This is a genomic window from Acaryochloris sp. 'Moss Beach' (genome assembly GCF_021497025.1).
In the GTDB taxonomy this organism is placed as follows: Bacteria; Cyanobacteriota; Cyanobacteriia; order Thermosynechococcales; family Thermosynechococcaceae; genus Acaryochloris; species Acaryochloris marina_A.
Genome location: NZ_CP071717.1, coordinates 3861462 through 3879263 on the forward strand (window position 1 = coordinate 3861462; position 17802 = coordinate 3879263).

Annotated in this window: 15 protein-coding genes and 1 pseudogene; 8 read left to right on the forward strand and 8 right to left on the reverse strand. The window is 49.3% G+C overall.

Annotation, left to right across the window (positions count from 1 at the left end; genetic code table 11):
- Window positions 1-179 precede the first annotated feature (179 nt).
- The 3 genes from HRE53_RS18245 to HRE53_RS18255 all read right to left on the reverse strand — a co-directional run bounded on the left by HRE53_RS18245 (window position 180) and on the right by HRE53_RS18255 (window position 5027).
- Window positions 180-476 (reverse strand): hypothetical protein, encoded by a 297-nt coding sequence (locus tag HRE53_RS18245; protein WP_235107464.1) that lies wholly within the window; start codon window positions 474-476, stop codon window positions 180-182.
- Window positions 476-1414 carry a diguanylate cyclase domain-containing protein gene (locus tag HRE53_RS18250; protein ID WP_235107465.1) on the reverse strand — a complete coding sequence of 313 codons (939 nt, stop codon included), beginning with the start codon at window positions 1412-1414 and terminating at the stop codon, window positions 476-478. Before HRE53_RS18250 ends, HRE53_RS18245 begins: the two co-directional genes overlap by 1 nt.
- Before the next feature lie 187 nt (window positions 1415-1601).
- Window positions 1602-5027 carry an AAA-like domain-containing protein gene (locus HRE53_RS18255; RefSeq protein ID WP_235107466.1) on the reverse strand — a complete coding sequence of 1142 codons (3426 nt, stop codon included), beginning with the start codon at window positions 5025-5027 and terminating at the stop codon, window positions 1602-1604.
- Between the two features lie 288 nt (window positions 5028-5315).
- Here HRE53_RS18255 and HRE53_RS18260 point away from each other — a divergent pair, with 288 nt between their 5' ends.
- On the forward strand, window positions 5316-5834 hold the full coding sequence (locus tag HRE53_RS18260) for a pentapeptide repeat-containing protein (RefSeq protein ID WP_235107467.1): 519 nt from the start codon (window positions 5316-5318) through the stop codon (window positions 5832-5834).
- Between the two features lie 109 nt (window positions 5835-5943).
- On the opposite strand, the gene HRE53_RS18265 is transcribed toward HRE53_RS18260, so the two are convergent.
- Window positions 5944-7272 (reverse strand): AAA-like domain-containing protein, encoded by a 1329-nt coding sequence (locus tag HRE53_RS18265; protein ID WP_235107468.1) that lies wholly within the window; start codon window positions 7270-7272, stop codon window positions 5944-5946.
- Window positions 7273-7442: 170 nt separating this feature from the next.
- Between HRE53_RS18265 and HRE53_RS18270 the strand changes: the two genes are divergently transcribed.
- The 3 genes from HRE53_RS18270 to HRE53_RS18280 are packed head-to-tail and all read left to right on the forward strand — an operon-like array spanning window position 7443 to window position 11043.
- Window positions 7443-9563 (forward strand): VIT and VWA domain-containing protein, encoded by a 2121-nt coding sequence (locus HRE53_RS18270; protein ID WP_235107469.1) that lies wholly within the window; start codon window positions 7443-7445, stop codon window positions 9561-9563.
- Complete coding sequence (crtA, locus tag HRE53_RS18275; RefSeq protein WP_235107470.1) at window positions 9560-10375, forward strand: cyanoexosortase A; 816 nt, start codon at window positions 9560-9562, stop codon at window positions 10373-10375. Before HRE53_RS18270 ends, crtA begins: the two co-directional genes overlap by 4 nt.
- On the forward strand, window positions 10372-11043 hold the full coding sequence (locus HRE53_RS18280) for a cyanoexosortase A system-associated protein (RefSeq protein WP_235107471.1): 672 nt from the start codon (window positions 10372-10374) through the stop codon (window positions 11041-11043). Before crtA ends, HRE53_RS18280 begins: the two co-directional genes overlap by 4 nt.
- A gap of 90 nt (window positions 11044-11133) precedes the next feature.
- Here HRE53_RS18280 and HRE53_RS18285 read toward each other — a convergent pair whose 3' ends face one another.
- Window positions 11134-11634 (reverse strand): YHS domain-containing (seleno)protein, encoded by a 501-nt coding sequence (locus HRE53_RS18285; RefSeq protein ID WP_235107472.1) that lies wholly within the window; start codon window positions 11632-11634, stop codon window positions 11134-11136.
- A gap of 225 nt (window positions 11635-11859) precedes the next feature.
- On the opposite strand from HRE53_RS18285, the gene HRE53_RS18290 reads away from it, so the two are divergent.
- The 3 genes from HRE53_RS18290 (at window position 11860) to HRE53_RS18300 (ending at window position 13907) form a co-directional block, all read left to right on the forward strand.
- A complete protein-coding gene (locus HRE53_RS18290) occupies window positions 11860-12474 on the forward strand; it encodes a DNA-3-methyladenine glycosylase I (RefSeq protein WP_235107473.1) in 615 nt (204 codons plus the stop codon).
- Between the two features lie 564 nt (window positions 12475-13038).
- The gene (locus HRE53_RS18295) at window positions 13039-13464 is read left to right on the forward strand and encodes a hypothetical protein (RefSeq protein ID WP_235107474.1); all 426 of its coding nucleotides are present in this window, start codon (window positions 13039-13041) and stop codon (window positions 13462-13464) included.
- 47 nt (window positions 13465-13511) lie between these two features.
- Entirely contained in the window at window positions 13512-13907 is a 396-nt protein-coding gene (locus HRE53_RS18300) for a hypothetical protein (RefSeq protein WP_235107475.1), read from the forward strand.
- Between the two features lie 2 nt (window positions 13908-13909).
- Here the strand turns inward: HRE53_RS18300 and HRE53_RS18305 are convergent, their stop codons facing one another.
- Both HRE53_RS18305 and miaA read right to left on the reverse strand, forming a co-directional pair.
- Window positions 13910-14428: a DNA-processing protein DprA gene (locus tag HRE53_RS18305; protein WP_212666151.1), complete on the reverse strand. Its 519-nt coding sequence runs from the start codon at window positions 14426-14428 to the stop codon at window positions 13910-13912.
- Between the two features lie 79 nt (window positions 14429-14507).
- The gene (gene miaA, locus HRE53_RS18310) at window positions 14508-15416 is read right to left on the reverse strand and encodes a tRNA (adenosine(37)-N6)-dimethylallyltransferase MiaA (RefSeq protein WP_235107476.1); all 909 of its coding nucleotides are present in this window, start codon (window positions 15414-15416) and stop codon (window positions 14508-14510) included.
- A 161-nt stretch (window positions 15417-15577) separates the two neighbouring features.
- Between miaA and gyrB the strand changes: the two are divergent.
- Window positions 15578-17517: pseudogene (gene gyrB / locus HRE53_RS18315) on the forward strand (DNA topoisomerase (ATP-hydrolyzing) subunit B).
- A gap of 86 nt (window positions 17518-17603) precedes the next feature.
- On the opposite strand, the gene HRE53_RS18320 reads toward gyrB, so the two are convergent.
- Window positions 17604-17786, reverse strand: a complete 183-nt coding sequence (locus HRE53_RS18320) for a hypothetical protein (RefSeq protein ID WP_212664715.1) — start codon at window positions 17784-17786, stop codon at window positions 17604-17606.
- Between the last annotated feature and the right edge of the window lie 16 nt (window positions 17787-17802).

Consider the following 17802-nt stretch of genomic DNA (forward strand, 5'->3'; position numbering starts at 1 on the left):
AACTCAGCCTTTCAAACCCTTTATTCATAAGCCTCTTAAACTCCTTAAATAAAAATAAAGAGGTTAATAATATGAAACATAAATCTAGAGCTTTTCCATGTCATCTTCCAAGATTTCTTTTCATATATTGAAAGTCTATTGTCAAGAAAAAAGCTGACTTTTACCTCTGATCATAGTAATCAGATGAAACCCATGAAAGCCATTGTGTACGAACGATATGGGACACCTGATGTTCTACTCGATGGAGCAAGCAACTGAAACACATCGAAGAGTCGAAACCGAGCAAAGGCTAGGTATTGTCGTCCTTTCCCTGCAAGATTGATCGTTGCCAGTCGATTAAAAATAGGGCACTGATTTTGAACACCCAACCCGTCATCTTCCATTCGGTCTTCCACCTGGAGTCGAGGAGCTATACAAATTGGTATGACGGGATAGTGAAGGGGGTGTTGGAGAAGATCGGCAAGATATAGCAGCATCAATCTAGTGGAGTACCCACCACCACCCGATCACCACCTTCAGCCTTGGCTCGATACAAGGCTTTATCTGCGGACTGGTAAAAGCTTCCAGCCCCTATCAATTGAGTACAAGGAAGCACACTAGCAATTCCCAAGCTGATGGTGACGATATCAGAGAAGGAAGTAGATTGATGGGGAATAGCCAGAGCGGCGACAGACCCTCGAATTTTCTCAGCTATATGAATAGCACCCTCTAAAGACGTACTAGGGAGAAGGACTGCAATTTTCCCTCCACCATATCGGGCCGTAAGATCAGCCGGACGCTTTAGACATTGACTGATGGCACTAGCGACTTGGGATAGGCACTGATCGCCTTGTATATGGCCATCGGTATCATTGTAAGTTTCGAAGCCATCGATATCACAAATCATCAATGATAAATGAGATTCCTCTCTTACCATCCGTAGCCATTCAACTTGGATTTGCTTTAGAAAAAATTGCCGCTTGGTCAGCTGCCTTAATTCATCTGCCGAGGAAAGTTGGATCAGTTTTTGATGCGCCTCTTTTAGTTGTGTCTTCAGTTGGTTATTTTCAAGATGGATACGCACACTCTGCTTCAGAATAGGCCAGCGAATAGGTTTAGTAATGAAGTCAGATGCGCCACTCTCAAAAGCCAAATTCACAGATGCTTCCTCATCCAATCCCGTGATCATTAGGATGAGGGTATTAGCACTACCCGCTAATTTTAGAAGTTGTTGGCAACATTCAAACCCGTTCATTTTGGGCATCATGGCATCTAGCAGCACAAGATTAGGCATCATGTTTTTATAAGCGTCTAGACACTCTTCCCCATTAGAGGCTGTAATCACTAGATGACCATCCTTCTCTAGACATTGGGCCATAGTATCGCTGGTTGCCCGATCATGCTCTGCGATTAAGATGATGGACTGCGTACTCATTATGTCTAGAGCAGCTAAGGAGAATGAGTTGTCCTGAGTCATCTTCAACGGATGTAATGGGGGGTTAGCTGCTTGCTGTTCGTGTTATCAGCTCACAAATGATGTCTTCTCAAAATAGCTGGACTTGTTGTGCAAAGCAACAAAAATCAGAAACAGCAAGGAAGAGTGGCCATTTCAAGAGATTGGGTTAATCATTCCTGACAGATTCGCTGGGCGTGCATAGCTGACGTTCTTGATCGAGCAAATTGGCTGTGGGGTTATTGAGATAGAGCTGCAACCACTCACAACTTCTGGTCAACAGTTTGTCTAAACTCAAGGCTTCAATTGCCCAAACCTTTACGCCTCGATTCTCTGATGCCGTGGCCACAAACTGGCCATCGGCACTAAAGCTGAGGTCAAACAAACGGCTGTTGCCATGCTTAAATTCCGCCAGTTGACGGCCCTGTAATTCCCATAATCGTAAGGTGCCATCTTCGGAAACTGTCGCTAAAGATTGACCATCAGGACTAAAACGGACGCCACGAACCGCCCCTCGATGCCCTTCAAACTTGGCGAGAGATTGCCCCTCCAAATCCCATAGCCTTGCCGTGCCATCATCAGACGCTGTGGCCAAGGATTTCCCGTCGGGACTAAACTGCACCGTCCATACTCGGCCTTGATGTCCTTCTAAGATGGCAGTGGTCTGGCCCGCTAGCGACCAGAGACGGACCGTTTGGTCCGCAGAGGCCGTCGCTACAATCGGATCCGTAGGACTAAAGGTAACGCTCCAAACGGGACTGCGGTGACCACGCAAGATCGCTAAAGGCTGCCCCTGCCAATCCCACAGTCGGGCGGTACCATCTTTAGAAGCTGTGGCGATGCGCTGGGCAGTTGGATCAATACTGACGCCAAATACTTCCGACTGATGCCCTCGCAATTCAGTGATTAAGTCTCCAGTCTTCGACCAGACACGAGCCGTGCGATCACCAGATGCAGTGGCCAAATACTCTCCCTTTTGAGTAATATCCCAAATTCGGCCGGCATGGGCATCTATGCGCAGCCGTTCTTCCCCTGACTTATCCCATATGCGAATAAACTGATCGCCGCCAGCCGTCACCATGGCTGGATCTGGGGACATAAAACTGAGGCTGAGAACGGGGCGAGCATGTTTGAGGATCTGTACAGGACCTTTCTGGCGCAAATTCCATAAACGGGTGGTGTAGTCTTCGGAACCAGAGACTAGCCATTTGCCATCGGGACTAAACTGCACGCTTCTCACCCAGTCTTGGTGACCTTTTAGGGTTTCTAATCGCTCCCCTTCCGAGTCCCAAATGTGGATCAGGCGATCCGCGGCGGCGGAGGCCAGTTGTTTGCCATCGGCACTGAAAACGACGCTAAACACCTGGGTACGATGGCCATTCCAACTGCGGATTAATTTGCCTTGGCGACTCCACAGATGCAGGTAGCCATCATAGGAGCCAGTGGCTAGAGCTTGACCATCAGGCCGCCAGTGGAGACTGCGAACCGGTCCATGCCCTACAGGAATCTTTAAAATTCGCTGGCCTTGGAGATTGGAAATTTCGACGGTCTGATCAAAGGAAGCAGAGGCTAGGGATTGACCATCAGGACTGAACTGAAGAGCCGTAATGGCAGAAGGGTGAGGACGAAAATTGGCTAGGGACTGACCGTTGGAGTCCCATAGCCAAACCTGGCCGTCATTAGTGGCGGTGGCAATCACTCCCTCTGTGGTGGGTGGACAGCTAACAGCGTTAACGGGCTGGGGGTGAGGTAACGTTGCCAGGGGTTTACCCTGTAAATCCCATAACCGAGCGGTACGATCTGCTGCCGTTGTGACTAGGGTTGTGCCGCTCTGACAAGCATCCGTTACCCCTGAGCGATGCCCCACCATTTTTGCCAGCAAGTTGCCTTCCAAATCCCAGAGCCGTACTTCCTGGTCTTGGGAAGCGGTGATTAAGCGTTGGCCATCCGGGGTAAAACGCACTCTGGTCACCCCCCGCTGATGCCCTCGAATCTGATTTTGCTCCCGCATATCTTCCAAGATCTGCTGCAGAGCTAGGAGTGGAGTCAGGGTGGGAAAGGTGGAGGCCTCTGATCGATCGCCCCAGTCCTGCATTTTGCGGGCTGTTTTTAAGGCTAAGAGCAGAGCTTCTAGTTGCTTGAATTCGGCTTGCTGCAAGGCTTGTCGAGCATCTCGCTCGATGGCGGTGACTTCTTGGGCTTTGCGAATGGAGGTGCTGGCCCAGAATGCGATCGCAACTGCTGATACGGCAATTCCCACCAAAGCAATCAACCCCGTCAACACCGTTCGTCTGGCCCGTCGCTGGGCCTGAGCTAGGATGGCATCGGCTTCTGCTTGCTGACAGGCCGCTAAATAACGATAGTCTTCATCACTAAGCTGTTTCCCAATCGACCATTGCTGTGCAGCCTGTAATTGTTCACCTGATAGAAATTTGGCTTGGCTTTGTTGCCACTGGCGGAGGGCGGAGGCATAGAAGGATGGCCGCAAACTAGCCACCACATCCTCCACCCAGTCTGAATCAAAAATCTGGGCATAGATTCGATTGGCGACAACCAGTTTCTCTAATCGATTGACAACCAGCCCCGACAAACGCAGCTCGACTTGGGCTGGGCTGGCATCTGCCTTAATGGAGCCTTGCTGCAAAATTCGCTGATAGAGATCGAGCACTTTGCTGGCGTATTGTTCGTTACTGAGGATGCGATCGCGGATCGTTCTCAAATGCTCAGGTTCATCCTGAGCCTCCCAATTGGCGAGCAGTTTGTCCTGAATAAACTGCGTTACCCACTGCTCTATCTCTGCAGACTGAGTCGGCAGTTGAGCCGCTGACTGGGCAATCATCTGACAGATTTTTTGCGTCAGAAACGGCTGTCCTCCCGTCCAAGACAGTACAGCTTGTAAAACAGCTTGGGCCTGCGGTGTCTGGGAAGTGAGTCCTGCTACTAAAGGCTGGGCTTCTGCTACTTGAAAGCCCTTTAACTCAATGGCATGTCCCAAATTGAAGGGGGTACGCTGCTTGTCCTGTATTAACCGCGAAGGGGTGGCAACTCCCAACAAGACAAACGCTAACCGCTGATAAGCCCCATTATCCGTGCGATGGTTGTAGCAGGCCCGCAGCACCGCAAAAAAATCATCTTTAAAGGGCAACCGCAGAACGCTATCAATTTCATCGATAAAAATGACTAGCTTGCCCGTACATTCCACCAATAGGATGGTTTCGATAAACGTATGGAAACGCTGCACTGGAGATAGCAGCGCTTGGTCTCGCCACCACTGCCGTAAATTAAAGCGATCGCTTAACTGAAAGCTGCTAACTAAACTGCGAATGAGTCCGGCATACCACTGGTCTGGCGTAATTTGCTGGCTACCAATTTGGGTGAGTTCAATGGCAGCACAGGCAATACCTTCAGCTTGAAGCTGCTGCATCACCTGCACCCGCAGACTGGATTTCCCCATCTGCCGGGAATTGAGGACATAGCAGAACTCTCCTGCCCTTAATTGTTCATATAATTCCTGATCAGCAGATCGAGTCACATAGGAAGGTGCATCAGCAGGCAGACTCCCTCCCACTTGGTATTCATACAAGGAGCCAATCATAAAAGCCTGCTGTCCATTCCATAGTTATTGTCTTAGCATCTAAATGAGAGCGATTCCACCATAGAGGTATGTATGATCTGCCGTGAATACTGAAATGACCTTGCCCTCAATCATTGAATGATTGATAGGAAAGCGGCTGCACTATGCTTGAAACCATATGCCATCAGTCTGCGTAATCCCTCACGATACTGCACTGTTAGATACGATATCGACTGTTCTACCTAACCACTACTCCGAACAAATGCGAAAATAAGGAGTGAACGGAAAAATTTGGTCTGATATAAATTGATGAATCCAAGAATCAAGCCTTGGTTACGCGCTATTTCAGTTGTTTTCGCAGTTATTTGGATCGTTGGCTCCTCCTTTGTACTCAATAGCCAACCCACTTGGGCAGAGAACGGTGCCCAAAACTTTACCTTTGCGGACCTGCGTTATGAAGATTTCGCGAATAAAAATTTTGAAGGGGCTTCTTTAGCTGGTGCTATTTTGCTGAAAGCGAACTTAGAAGGTGCCAATCTTAAAGGTACTATCTTGACGATGGCGACCTTTCAGCGATCTAACTTAGCGGGTGCGGACTTAACAGAGGCTTTCGCAGATCGCGTTCTCTTTAATGAAGCGGATTTAACAAATGCCATCTTTACGGATGCCATGCTCACCAGCAGTCGTTTTTATGAAGCCACCATTACTGGGGCTGATTTTTCTTATGCTTTTTTAGACCGAGATCAGGTCTCGATGATGTGCGAATATGCCGATGGTGTTAATCCTGTGACAGGTGTCTCCACTCGCGAAAGTTTGGAGTGTCCCTAAATTACGATTGAGGTCGTCCAGTCCATATTCGTTTGAGCATGGCAGCTAGAACCGTATACAAAGTCAACCCTGTTTCCACACAAGTTCCAAACAATTCTTGGTAGGAATTTTATCTCGGATATATTCTTTGAAAATAAGACTCATAAAGGTCATTACGGGGAATAATTTGATTATTCTCTCGTTTGGTTAATCCCATACTGTGGAGCTTATAGGCTTGCACGGGATTAAGGGATGCCGTAGCCGTTAGCACACCTTGAAAAGCCTGCATCAGATCAGGCGTTTGTTGCAACGTTACCCAGTGGTGTAATAGATGAGCACTATAAATCCCCTCATCACTAGCAGCCGTTTGCACAAGCTGTTCAAACGTAAGTTCCCGCGTACTAAGGGCAGATAACGCCACCCGAACCAAATAGGGGTGCCCCCCAATCATTGCCATTAGTTTTGATAGTTCATGCTCAGCTAGAGACACCTGATGGAGTTGAGCCAGATGTTGGATTTGGTTGGCAGTAAACTCCGAGAGACCAATAGGAACACCCGTATTAAAAGGAGATTGATGATAATCCAGTGGGATATACGCTTCCGTCGAATGGACCAAAATTAGCCGTAATTGTTGCCATTGATGAGAAATGCGTCCCTTCTCATGCCAGCTCCGCAACATACCAAAAAAGTCTTCAATGATGTCTTGAAAGGGGAACAGACGATCGACATTATCTAGCCCCAAGACAAACGGCCCTTGCACTTCTGGGAATACATGATCTTCAAAATAGGCCGTGCAATTATCATTACTGCCAAAAATCTCTGAGTCCCAGAGTTCCGCAAGTTGATTGGGCAGATGGAGTTGGCGACTAGTCATAGCGCAGAGCCACTTGAGTAGCTTCTCTAAACTCGCCAAAACAGACTTATCGACACTCCCCATATCGATATAAACCGTGGGATAGGCTTGCTGTTGGGCAAAGTCCATCAAGTGATAGAGCAACGAGGTTTTACCCATCAGTTGAGGCGCTTTAATTCGCAGCAACGCACCTGGTTTGAGCAAAGTCTGGCAGCCTAGCTGTTCGACGCCCGCCCGCTCCAAATAAAAGGGAGAATCTGGCGAAATAGGACCTTCAATGTTTGGAGCTGGACTCGAAGTTACGGCAGGTGGAGAGTGGGCCTGCTGTTCCCAAGCCCGTCGCAATGCCTCTTTGAAATTGGTTTTACTGACCTTCTCGTTTAGTGCTTTTCCCAAGTGCTTCCACAAAGGATTACCAATATCCCGGTTGAGATAAGCAGACCCATAGTGAAGCTGCTCCGCCATTTGCTCGTAGGTTTGATGGTTCCAAGAACCTTGCAATACCTGAACTTCCAAATCGCTGAGGTGTTTGGCGGTCGCTGTAAATATCAGTTGATTGGCAAAGTCCCGAGCCACTAGCCAACTGAAGTCTGCGTCGTTCTCCATACCCAATTTTTGGCGATGTTGTTGATGACGGAACCCACTTCCCAATTAAAACCTATAAATTCCAATAATTTGCGATCGCACTCCGCTACAACACCCAATTAATTCCCCTTGGTTCTTCCTTGTACCTTGACCAGAATGGGGTCAATTGCATTTGGTGTAAGGAGTCTCACATGTCCCATCCCAGTCAACAACCGGGTTCTTGGCATCAACCCATTTCTACCCTGCTATTGCTCTCCGGCATGGTCGCAGGAACCGTATTTGTCAGTTCGAATGTGCTGCGGTTCGAATCTAAATCCCACGCCCAGTCTCCCAAGCTGTCTCAACCCCAACAAGAGATAGACCGCAAAGCGGATAGTCCCACCGGGGGGCTTTTTGCCGAAGTGGATGGCAAGAAACTATCCTTTCCCCTCAAACGAACGGATGTAGAAGCCGATATCTCCGGCAACCTATCACGGGTAGAGGTCAAGCAAACCTTTACTAATCCCTATGACCGGCCTTTGGAAGCAATCTATCAGTTTCCACTCCCCGAAGATGCTGCCGTTGACGATATGGAAATTCGGATTGGCAATCGGATTATTCGCGGCGTCATCAAAGAGCGGCAAGAAGCCAAGCAAATCTATGAAACAGCCAAGCAAGAAGGCAAAACCGCTGCCCTACTGGAGCAAGAGCGGGCCAATTTATTTTCCCAATCCCTCGCCAATATCGTGCCAGGGGAAACCATTGAAGTGGTGATTCGCTACACCAACAGCCTGGAGTTCGAGGGGGGCGATTACGAGTTTGTCTTTCCTACCGTGGTTGGGCCTCGCTATATTCCTGGGGCTCAGATTGATGCAGCAGGCAATACCACTCGGGTCGCCGATGCCGCCAAGATTACGCCTCCCGTGCTGCCTCCGAAGCAGCGGTCTGGCAACGATATCAGTATCACCGTCAATTTAGATGCGGGGGTTCCAATACGGAATTTACGATCGCCCTCCCATCCCATTCTCACTAGCCAAAAAGGCCAACAAACCCAGGTTAAGTTAGCGAATCAAACCACCATCCCCAACAAAGACCTGATTCTGCGTTATCAGGTTGCCAACAAGCAGACCCAGGCCACCCTCCTGACTCAGTCTGATCAACGAGGCGGTCACTTTGCCACCTATTTAATTCCAGCCCTCAAATATAAGTCGAATGAGATTGTCCCCAAGGATGTGGTGTTCCTAATGGATACCTCCGGGTCTCAGAGTGGGCCACCCATTGTCCAATCCAAAAAGCTGATGACCCAGTTCTTGGACAAGCTCAATCCCAACGATACCTTCAGCATCATCAACTTCTCCAATACCACCTCCAAACTGTCTCAAAAGCCCCTAGCCAATACGCCAGCCAATCGTAAAAAAGCTCTGGAATACATTAAGAAGCTAAATGCCGATGGGGGCACAGAGCTGATGAATGGCATCAATACCGTTGCCGCCTTTCCCCCTGCCCCAGATGGCCGCTTGCGCAGTGTGGTTCTGCTTACGGATGGCCTGATTGGCGATGATGAAACCATCATTGCTGCCGTCCGCGATCGCCTGAAGCCGGGGAATCGAATTTATCCCTTTGGCGTGGGTTATTCTACCAATCGGTTCTTGCTGGATCGGCTGGCAGAAGTCGGTCGAGGATCGGTCGAAGTCGTCGCCCCCAAAGACTCAGCAGAGAAGGTGGCTGCTAAGTTCGTCAAAACCATTAACAAGCCCGTCTTAACGGATATCGAAGTCTCCTGGGTGGGGCCTGGCAAAGGTCCAGATATTTATCCCCAGCGAGTCCCTGATCTGTTTGCCAATCAGCCCCTCGTCCTCCACGGACGCAAGCAGGATAGCCAGTCTGGCAAGCTAAAAATTACGGGCCGAATGGCAGGAGGGAAATCCTATGAGCAGCTATTAGATGTGAAGTTTGATGCCTCGGGTAATGAGGCGATTGCCCAACTCTGGGGCCGGAACCGGATCAAAAGCCTAATGAATCAGATGTATGGCCGAGAAACGGACCCAGCGGTTAAGCAGGTCACCCATACCGCCCTTGCCTATCGCCTGCTCTCCAAATACACCGCCTTTGTCGCCGTCACGGAAGAGATTCGCGTTGACCCCAACAACCCCAACCTCAAACAGCGGGTGCCCGTCGATCTACCGGAAGGCATGAAACTGACCAATCCGGCGGCCCATGCCACCCCGGAACCCAGTGAAATTCTCGGTTATCTGATTGCCCTATTCGGCATCTTCCTGGTTATGGCCAAAAAGCATGGCTTGAAATGGTTGCCTACCCGGAGGCAGTCATGATCCTGGCTCAGCCCCACAAAGGGACCAAGACTTGGCTGATCGCTATGGGTATAACCCAAATCTTGCTCCATCTTCTCTTAGTCCGTCGAAGTCAATATCCCTATCTCTTACCGGCCAGCAGTATTTTTTGGGCCGCCACTGCCATGCAGCTTTACACGCAGCGCCATACTTTATCGCTGCACGAACATCGATCCACCGGGGGTGGGCTGCTGTTGCTGGCAGCCGTGGTCTATCGAGGGCTCCATACCTTTGAATCCGACTACTTCCTGCGACTCTATCCCCTGCTAGTGCTGGTGAGTCTGAGCCTCTTGGCTTCCGGTCTCCAGGGATTGGCTCAATACCAAGGGGCACTCTATCTCTTAGGCTTCTTTGCTATGCCTTGGGAGCTGCTCTACCTGCTCGATTTCACCACCTGGACCACGCAGTTGTCCACAACGCTGCTGCGACTGATGGGCTTTGCCGTCCATCAACAGGGCTTTACCATTGCCCTGCCGGGGGGTGCCATTGAAGTCTATAACGGTTGTTCTGGGGTACGGTCGATTACCCAGCTTCTGGGCTTGGCCTGGATATATGTGATTCTGTCTGCGGTGCAGGGCCGCCAGAAATATCTGATCTTGCTGGGGGCAATTATGATTGGCTTCTTTGCCAATGGTTGCCGCGTTGCCCTGCTGGCAATTCTCTCTAGTCAACCGGACACATTGCACTACTGGCATCAAGGCGATGGGTCGCTCCTATTTTCCCTGTTGGCCGTATTGCTGCTTGGGCTGCTGCTCCTCAGTTTGCCCACTCGCCACGGGAGGTCTTTATCGTGATCAGATGGTTTAAGCGAAACCCACTGGGGGTCGTTTGGGGGATAACGGTTTTGGTATTGGGGGTTGCGATCTCATCCTTCCAACCCCAAATCCCCCAAGTCGCTCCCTATCCGTTTCCCCAGGTGATACCCCTCGCAGATTGGACCTTCGCTGATAGTCAGCCCCTCACCCCGGATCAAACCCCTGACTCCCAAGACATCCCTGGAGAGATATTGTCTGGACAACGGTATCACTATCGTCAAGACAACGCCGATCTCCAAGTTGAAATGCGTTATCTCGCCCAGACCAATGGTGATCTGAAAGCCCTGATTAAACATCAGACAGGCAGTTTAGGCACGGTACTTCAATCAGCAGAAGGCGTGGGGGCATTCAGCCTCTTCACTCAAGGCCCCGAAAGCCAGCTGAATGCCTGCATCAATCCTCGGGGAACCAGTACCGTCACTAGCGATCAATTCAAGCGCAATCGCACCCTTTACGATTGGCGATCCGGGCGTTTCCTGGGCTGGATTCTGGGCCAAGCCCCCCTCCATGACAATCGCTGTCTATGGACCCGAATGACCTTCTCAACCTCAGGAGATGCCCCCTCAGTTGATCCATCTAAGGCATTAACAAACCCATGGGAAGACTGGCATCAATGGTGGCAACCTCGCTTTCCACCGTTAGCCTAGAACCAATACAGCCCAAAGAAGCCCACTTTCTCCCCAAGTTTGGTGAAGGCAGAACCTAGAGATCAGCTCTCTCCTAAACCACCAGCCCATTTATCGTGCCAAGACATCCGGCCAATTTTTGTCAGCTTCAGCAATATTCCCTGGAATATCCCCTTCCCACTGCTTCTGAACATCAAGACTGTAATTAAGATACAGTTTGCCATCTACAATTTTCCAGGCCTGAGGATCGATAGAGGCAGTGGTGCCTTTCTTCACAGCCCAAGCACAATAGCCCCCATACTGGGGCGCATACTTTTCAGGATTGCTGGCAAAAGAATCCCGATTTTCAGCACTGGCAAACTGCCAAGTGGCCCCCTGCCAGTCATGGGAGAATTCTCCTTTTCCTTTTACTGGAGCGCCATCCGTAAAGTAAGCCACCGGATCATATCCTCGAATTGCCGCACCATCCGCAGAAAAAACGGCAGGCTTAGTGTTGGTTTGGCTCTGTTCAGCCCCAGATTCAGAGCTAGAGGTCGAAGGATCTGTACAGCCGATACTTAAACTCATTCCCAGCACTAACACTGCTGGCCAGAGTGCAAATTTAAAATTCATAGACCAACCTCATAACGAATTACAACAAGCAGACGAAACATGCCCTCAGAATAATACTGAGCTGCAAACATGAGAATGTTGTGAACTCACCCTGAAAAGATACAGTCGACGGCCTGTGATTCCCCCCCTCGATACCATCCTAGAGAAAACACCGTGATTGAGACATGACAGCGCTTTGGCTACCTATGCCATAATCCGTAGCATCCTGACCATGAGGTAATGCCAGTGACTCCTGCCGATCAGATATGCCGCTGTTCCTGGGTCGACCTGGGCAAACCCGATTATGTCCAGTATCACGATCAGGAGTGGGGCATTCCCGTCTATGACGATCCGCATTTGTTTGAGCATCTAATCCTGGAGTCTTCTCAAGCAGGCTTGAGCTGGTATACCGTCCTTCGTAAACGCGAAAATTACCGAGCTGCCTTTGATCAGTTCAATCCCCAACAGATTGCCCACTACGATGCAGCCAAAATAGAGACCCTAATGGGCAATGCGGGCATTATTCGCAACCGCAAAAAGATAGAGGCCATTATTGGCAACGCTCGCGTCTTTTTACAGATTCAGGCAGAGTTTGGTAGCTTTGCTAGCTATAGCTGGCGTTTTGTGGGCGGACAGCCCATCGTCAATACCTTTAGTGCATCCGATACCTGGCCCACCACTAGTCCAGAATCCGACGCCATGAGCAAGGACCTTCGCAAACGAGGCTTTAAGTTTTTTGGCTCAACGATCTGTTATGCCCACATGCAGGCCACGGGCATGGTGAATGACCATAGTGTCGAATGTTTCCGCCGCCAAGAGATTATTGACAGCTACGTCCCGATTTTGAGTCAGTCTCCCTAAGATTTCAAGATTAATGTTCGATAATACCCACTTTGGGTGTTACAAATGTTGAGAATGGGACAATCAGCACTTATTACTAGAAGAAGAGAGGCTACCTTAACAATTATCCACTTCACTAGAGAGCAGGTTCTGATACGAGTGCGGTTAGTGAAATTGGCTAGACATATCGGTTTTCTTTCTCTATTTATAGAACTTAATAAATCTAGCAATGCTTAGCTAGAATAGCCTTCAGAAATAGGCTGGCTTTTAATTTTGCCGCAAAGAAATAAAAAATACAGATGAAAAATACAATATTCGTCCCAAAATAGCAGATACTCTACCCATAGACTTAATCCTTATCTCTATCGATAGATTATTAGTTGTTGGTGTGAGTTTATTGCCCTTATTGCCGTGTTTACATGTCTTAGAAGCCCATTCTCCTAAATACAGAAGGATGCCAGTATTTTGGTTTGAGGCTTGACCTCTAGATCTGATACTGATGAGTGTGCTTTTCCCACAATCCTGAGGCAGATTGGGTATTATAGTGTGAACTTCTTTCATTAGTGTCCCATCCTTCGAATTGCCATGGCTCGATATACTCGTTCCCTATCAGTTGCATTATCTTTGAGCAACTGTCTTACACAATTGAAGGCTGTGTTGGAGAGTTGTGATTTAGAAGCGCTTTTCTCTAAAGAGGACTGCATCATTGCCCGCGAGAAACCGGGCAAGGTCCCCTTTGCCAAACTCGTTACCATTGAAGTTTTAGTCGACAGCACCAGGGCTACCAGCAACGTCACAAATATGGATGTTGTGGTTAAGAATGAAGAATTACCACTACAAAGTAATAATCATTGTTTTCAAATTTTTGATCAGTTCAGTCAAGCCATCAATCAGCATTCGGGTTGGCAAGTCATAGCTGAAGCAGAAGAGCCCAATCAATCGCAAACAGCATCAGCAGAATCCCCGGCAACCCCAACAGCAGCCACTACCCCCCCCCCAGGCCACCCTTAAAATAGAGACAGCTCCTGCAGCAGCCCAACCCCTCGCCTCAGAGCCCATTGCACCGGTCTCAGCTAACGCTCAAGCTGAGCCTGTCGTTCAGCTACCCAAGGCGGCTGATCTTCCCCCTGCCACAATCTTTCACAGATACCGCTCCAGAGCTAGCTACTCCTCCAGAATCAGTCCCATCCAACACAAATGACTCGATTAACCTAGAGCCGACAGCGGAAAAGCGGGTGCAGACGACTGCCAACTTAGAGGAACTGCGACAAAAACGGGCAGAAAGCGTTGCCAATTTGGAACGTCTAAGACAGAAACGAGCAGAAAGCATTGCCAACCTGGAAAAGATGCGGCAAAAGCGAGAGCGCATGTTTGCGGCCAATGAGAGAGAGGGGACTGGAGAGGATATTAGCTCTCTCGATTTACCTGAGCGGCCTTCGACCTCCCAGGCATAGCACTAATCAAAATAGAATAGAGTTACTAGCTTACGTAGCTCTTCAGCTTCCTGACAGGTCTTCAGTAAGGTGTGGCTGTCATGAAAGGCGAAGCAAATAAGCTGATCACATCGAGCCACGATTTCCTGGTTACAGATGGCGCTGGCTTCTGCCAGAGACAGGTTGTCATGTTCTGGCTTTTCCACCAGGTGCATCACCTTCTCCAACAACCGTTGGGACTCAGGGGGCTGCTCCGTCATGCTTTGGGGCAAAACAACCGTCAATAGCTTTGGATCTGCTCGCATAGCACCTCGAATCGCAGCAGCATTGGTGCCAATCGCACCCGATGTGAGGAGGCGGTTTCCAGAAAGGGCTAATGCATAGCTCATCATTTCAATGATGTGCTGATGCATGAGGGGAACGTGGCGAGAACCCAAAATAGCAATGCGCTTGGAACTGGTCTGTTGAATCGCTGCTAGTTCTTGTAGAAACTCGTCAGCTTTGGGGTCGCCAACCTGAGGTAAATCGAGAGACTGGCTCAAAGAGGTACTGTGCCAAAACAACCCAGCTATTTTAACAAAGGTCAGTCAAATTTTGGGGGTGATGGCTGGAGTTTATTCGCTACAGCCAAGATTGACCTTGAATATTATCCCAAATTAGAGAAAGTAGGTCAGAATTCGTAGCATCAAACCAATGAATGGCAGAATTCGCCCGAAACCAGGTACGTTGACGCTTGGCGAACTGACGAGTATGAAGAATAGTTTGGGTTGTTGCCTCTTCTAGGGAAGTTTGCTGGTGCAGATAGGCCTTCATTTCTTGATATCCCAAGGTTTCTAAGAGGGGGAGTTTGGCCCCATAGTGTTCAATGAGTTCCTGTACTTCAGCCAGCCAGCCCTGTTCCAACATAGCGGCAGTACGCTGCTGAATGATGGCGGTGTGCTGATCCAGATCACTAATATCCAAACCAATCTGCAAAATGGGATAGGACGGCGGATTTTTGCCTTGCTGGGCGGATAGGGGGGTACCTGTGGTGTAAAAAACTTCCAATGCCCTTAAGGTGCGGACTTGGTCATGGGCATGGATTTTTTGGGCAGCTTGCGGATCAACTTGCTGGAGCCATTGGTAGATCTGGGATTGGCCTTGGGATTGGAGTTGCGATCGCAACTCCAATTGCGGCGGCACTCGCGGCATTTTTAGCCCATCGACAATGGCTCGAATATAGAGTCCAGTTCCTCCCACCATCAGCGGCGTTTGGCCTTGAGCATGAAATTTAGAAATTAAAGCTTGGGCCTGTTGTTGATAGTCGGCAACCGTCAAAGTCTCGGTGGGATCACAGATATCGATCAGATAGTGAGGGACTTGTTCTTGATCTGTTACAGAAGGTTTGGCGGTACCAATATCAAACCCTCGATAGACTTGCCGGGAGTCAGCACTTAGAATGGGTGCACCTAAACGTTGAGCCAAAGCCAGTGCCAGAGAGGATTTTCCCGTGGCCGTTGGCCCACAAACTACAATTAACCCTGGCGTCATTGCCACTGAATCCTAAAGAATTAATAATGCAACCCCAATGTAAATAGCCCTTAAGACAGGTCTAAAATCGCTTAAAAGGCATTTGTGATAGAATTTGGGGGGTTTTTTGTATTTACCCAAACCAACATAGCTTTAAGTCGCTTATAGGAGCGCTTCATTAAATGGCCACAAACTATAGTGCAGATCAGATTCAAGTCCTGGAAGGGTTGGAACCCGTTCGGAAACGCCCTGGGATGTATATCGGCAGCACTGGCCCCAGGGGATTGCATCACTTAGTGTACGAGGTGGTGGACAACTCTGTCGATGAAGCTCTTGCTGGACACTGTAAGCATATTCATATCTATCTCAATGCAGATGGCTCTGTCAGAGTGACCGACGATGGTCGGGGCATCCCCACAGATTTGCATCCCACCACTGGCAAAACAGCCCTAGAAACGGTGATGACCATCCTCCATGCTGGGGGTAAATTTGATAGCGACAGTTATAAAGTCTCAGGAGGATTACATGGGGTTGGTATCTCTGTCGTTAATGCCCTATCAGAATGGGTAGAAGCGAAAGTATGGCGCAACGGCAAAGTTCATACCCAACGGTTTGAGCGTGGCATTCCGAAGACAGAGTTGGTCGTTGAAGACACGGATCGGAAACAGTCCGGGACCGCGATTACCTTTTTACCAGATACTCAGATTTTCACCGTTACCACCGAATTTGACTACAAAACCGTCGCCAGTCGTCTGCGGGAATTGGCCTACCTGAATGCAGGGGTAGAAATTACCTTTCAAGACAATCGCTTAGAACTCTTGGGCACAGACGAACCCAAGGTAGAGGCCTATCGCTACGATGGCGGTATTAAAGAATATGTTGATTACATGAACCGGGAAAAAGAGCCCATTCATGAAGAATGTATCTATGTTGAAGGTGAGCGCAATAATGTCACGGTAGAAGTTGCCCTGCAATGGTGCCGAGATGCCTATTCTGACAACCTTCTCGGATTTGCTAATAATATCCGGACCGTGGATGGGGGCACCCACTTAGAAGGCCTAAAAACAGTGCTCACGCGGACCATGAATTCTTTATCCCGTAAGCGAGGCAAGCTCAAAGATGGGGATTCCAATCTGGGCGGTGAGCATATTCGCGAGGGGCTAACCGCCGTTATCTCGGTCAAAGTCCCTGACCCAGAATTTGAAGGTCAAACGAAAACCAAGCTGGGCAACACAGAAGTCCGAGGGATTGTTGATTCTTTAGTGGGTGAAGTTCTCACTGAATATTTAGACTTTCATCCCACTGTGGCTGATGCGGTGATCGAAAAGGCCCTCCAAGCCTTTAATGCTGCTGAGGCTGCTCGACGGGCTAGAGAACTGGTGCGCCGCAAGTCGGTATTGGAATCCTCGACGTTGCCGGGCAAGCTAGCAGACTGTAGTTCCCGTGACCCCAGTACATCCGAGATCTACATTGTGGAGGGGATTCTGCGGGAGGGAGTGCGAAGCAAGGACGAGATCGCGGATTCCAGGCCATCTTGCCGCTACGGGGTAAGATCCTCAACATCGAAAAAACTGATGATGCCAAGATCTATAAAAATAATGAGATTCAGTCTTTGATTACGGCCCTTGGGCTCGGTATTAAAGGCGAAGAATTTGATGTCTCCCAACTCCGGTATCATCGAATTATTCTGATGACTGACGCAGACGTAGATGGGGCCCACATTCGGACCTTGCTACTCACCTTTTTCTACCGCTATCAGCGAGATCTAATTGACCAAGGCTATATCTATATTGCCTGTCCACCGCTCTATAAGGTTGAGCGAGGACGATCTCACTACTACTGCTATAGCGAACGCGAACTTCAGAACCTGATTCGGACTGAGTTTCCGGCCAATGCCAACTACACCATTCAGCGGTTTAAGGGCTTAGGGGAAATGATGCCAACCCAGCTCTGGGATACCACCATGAATCCCGAAACCCGCACTCTCAAGCAAATTGACATTGAGGATGCCGCTGAAGCCGATCGGATTTTCACCATCCTGATGGGGGATCGCGTCGCTCCTCGCCGAGAGTTCATTGAAACTCATGGTCCCCGGCTCAATCTGACTGAACTCGATATTTAGAGAGTCCCTGCGATACCTCTAGCCTTCTACAACGGCGCTGGACTTGCTTTCCTCCATCAACCTAGCAAAGGAGATGGAGGAAGAACTCAGCGCAGGTTCTCTAAAGCAGCTAGGAGACCAGCAAGGATAGCTAGCAGAACCAAGCCCCAAATCACAAAGCCAGGGAAAAAGGTTATTACTTCTAGACCGCGGAGGATATAGACCGCAATGGCACCAGAGAGAAAGAAGAAGAACCACTTCGCGGCCCATGATTGTGCAAACTGTCCCATGCTTTGTCCTCTGTTG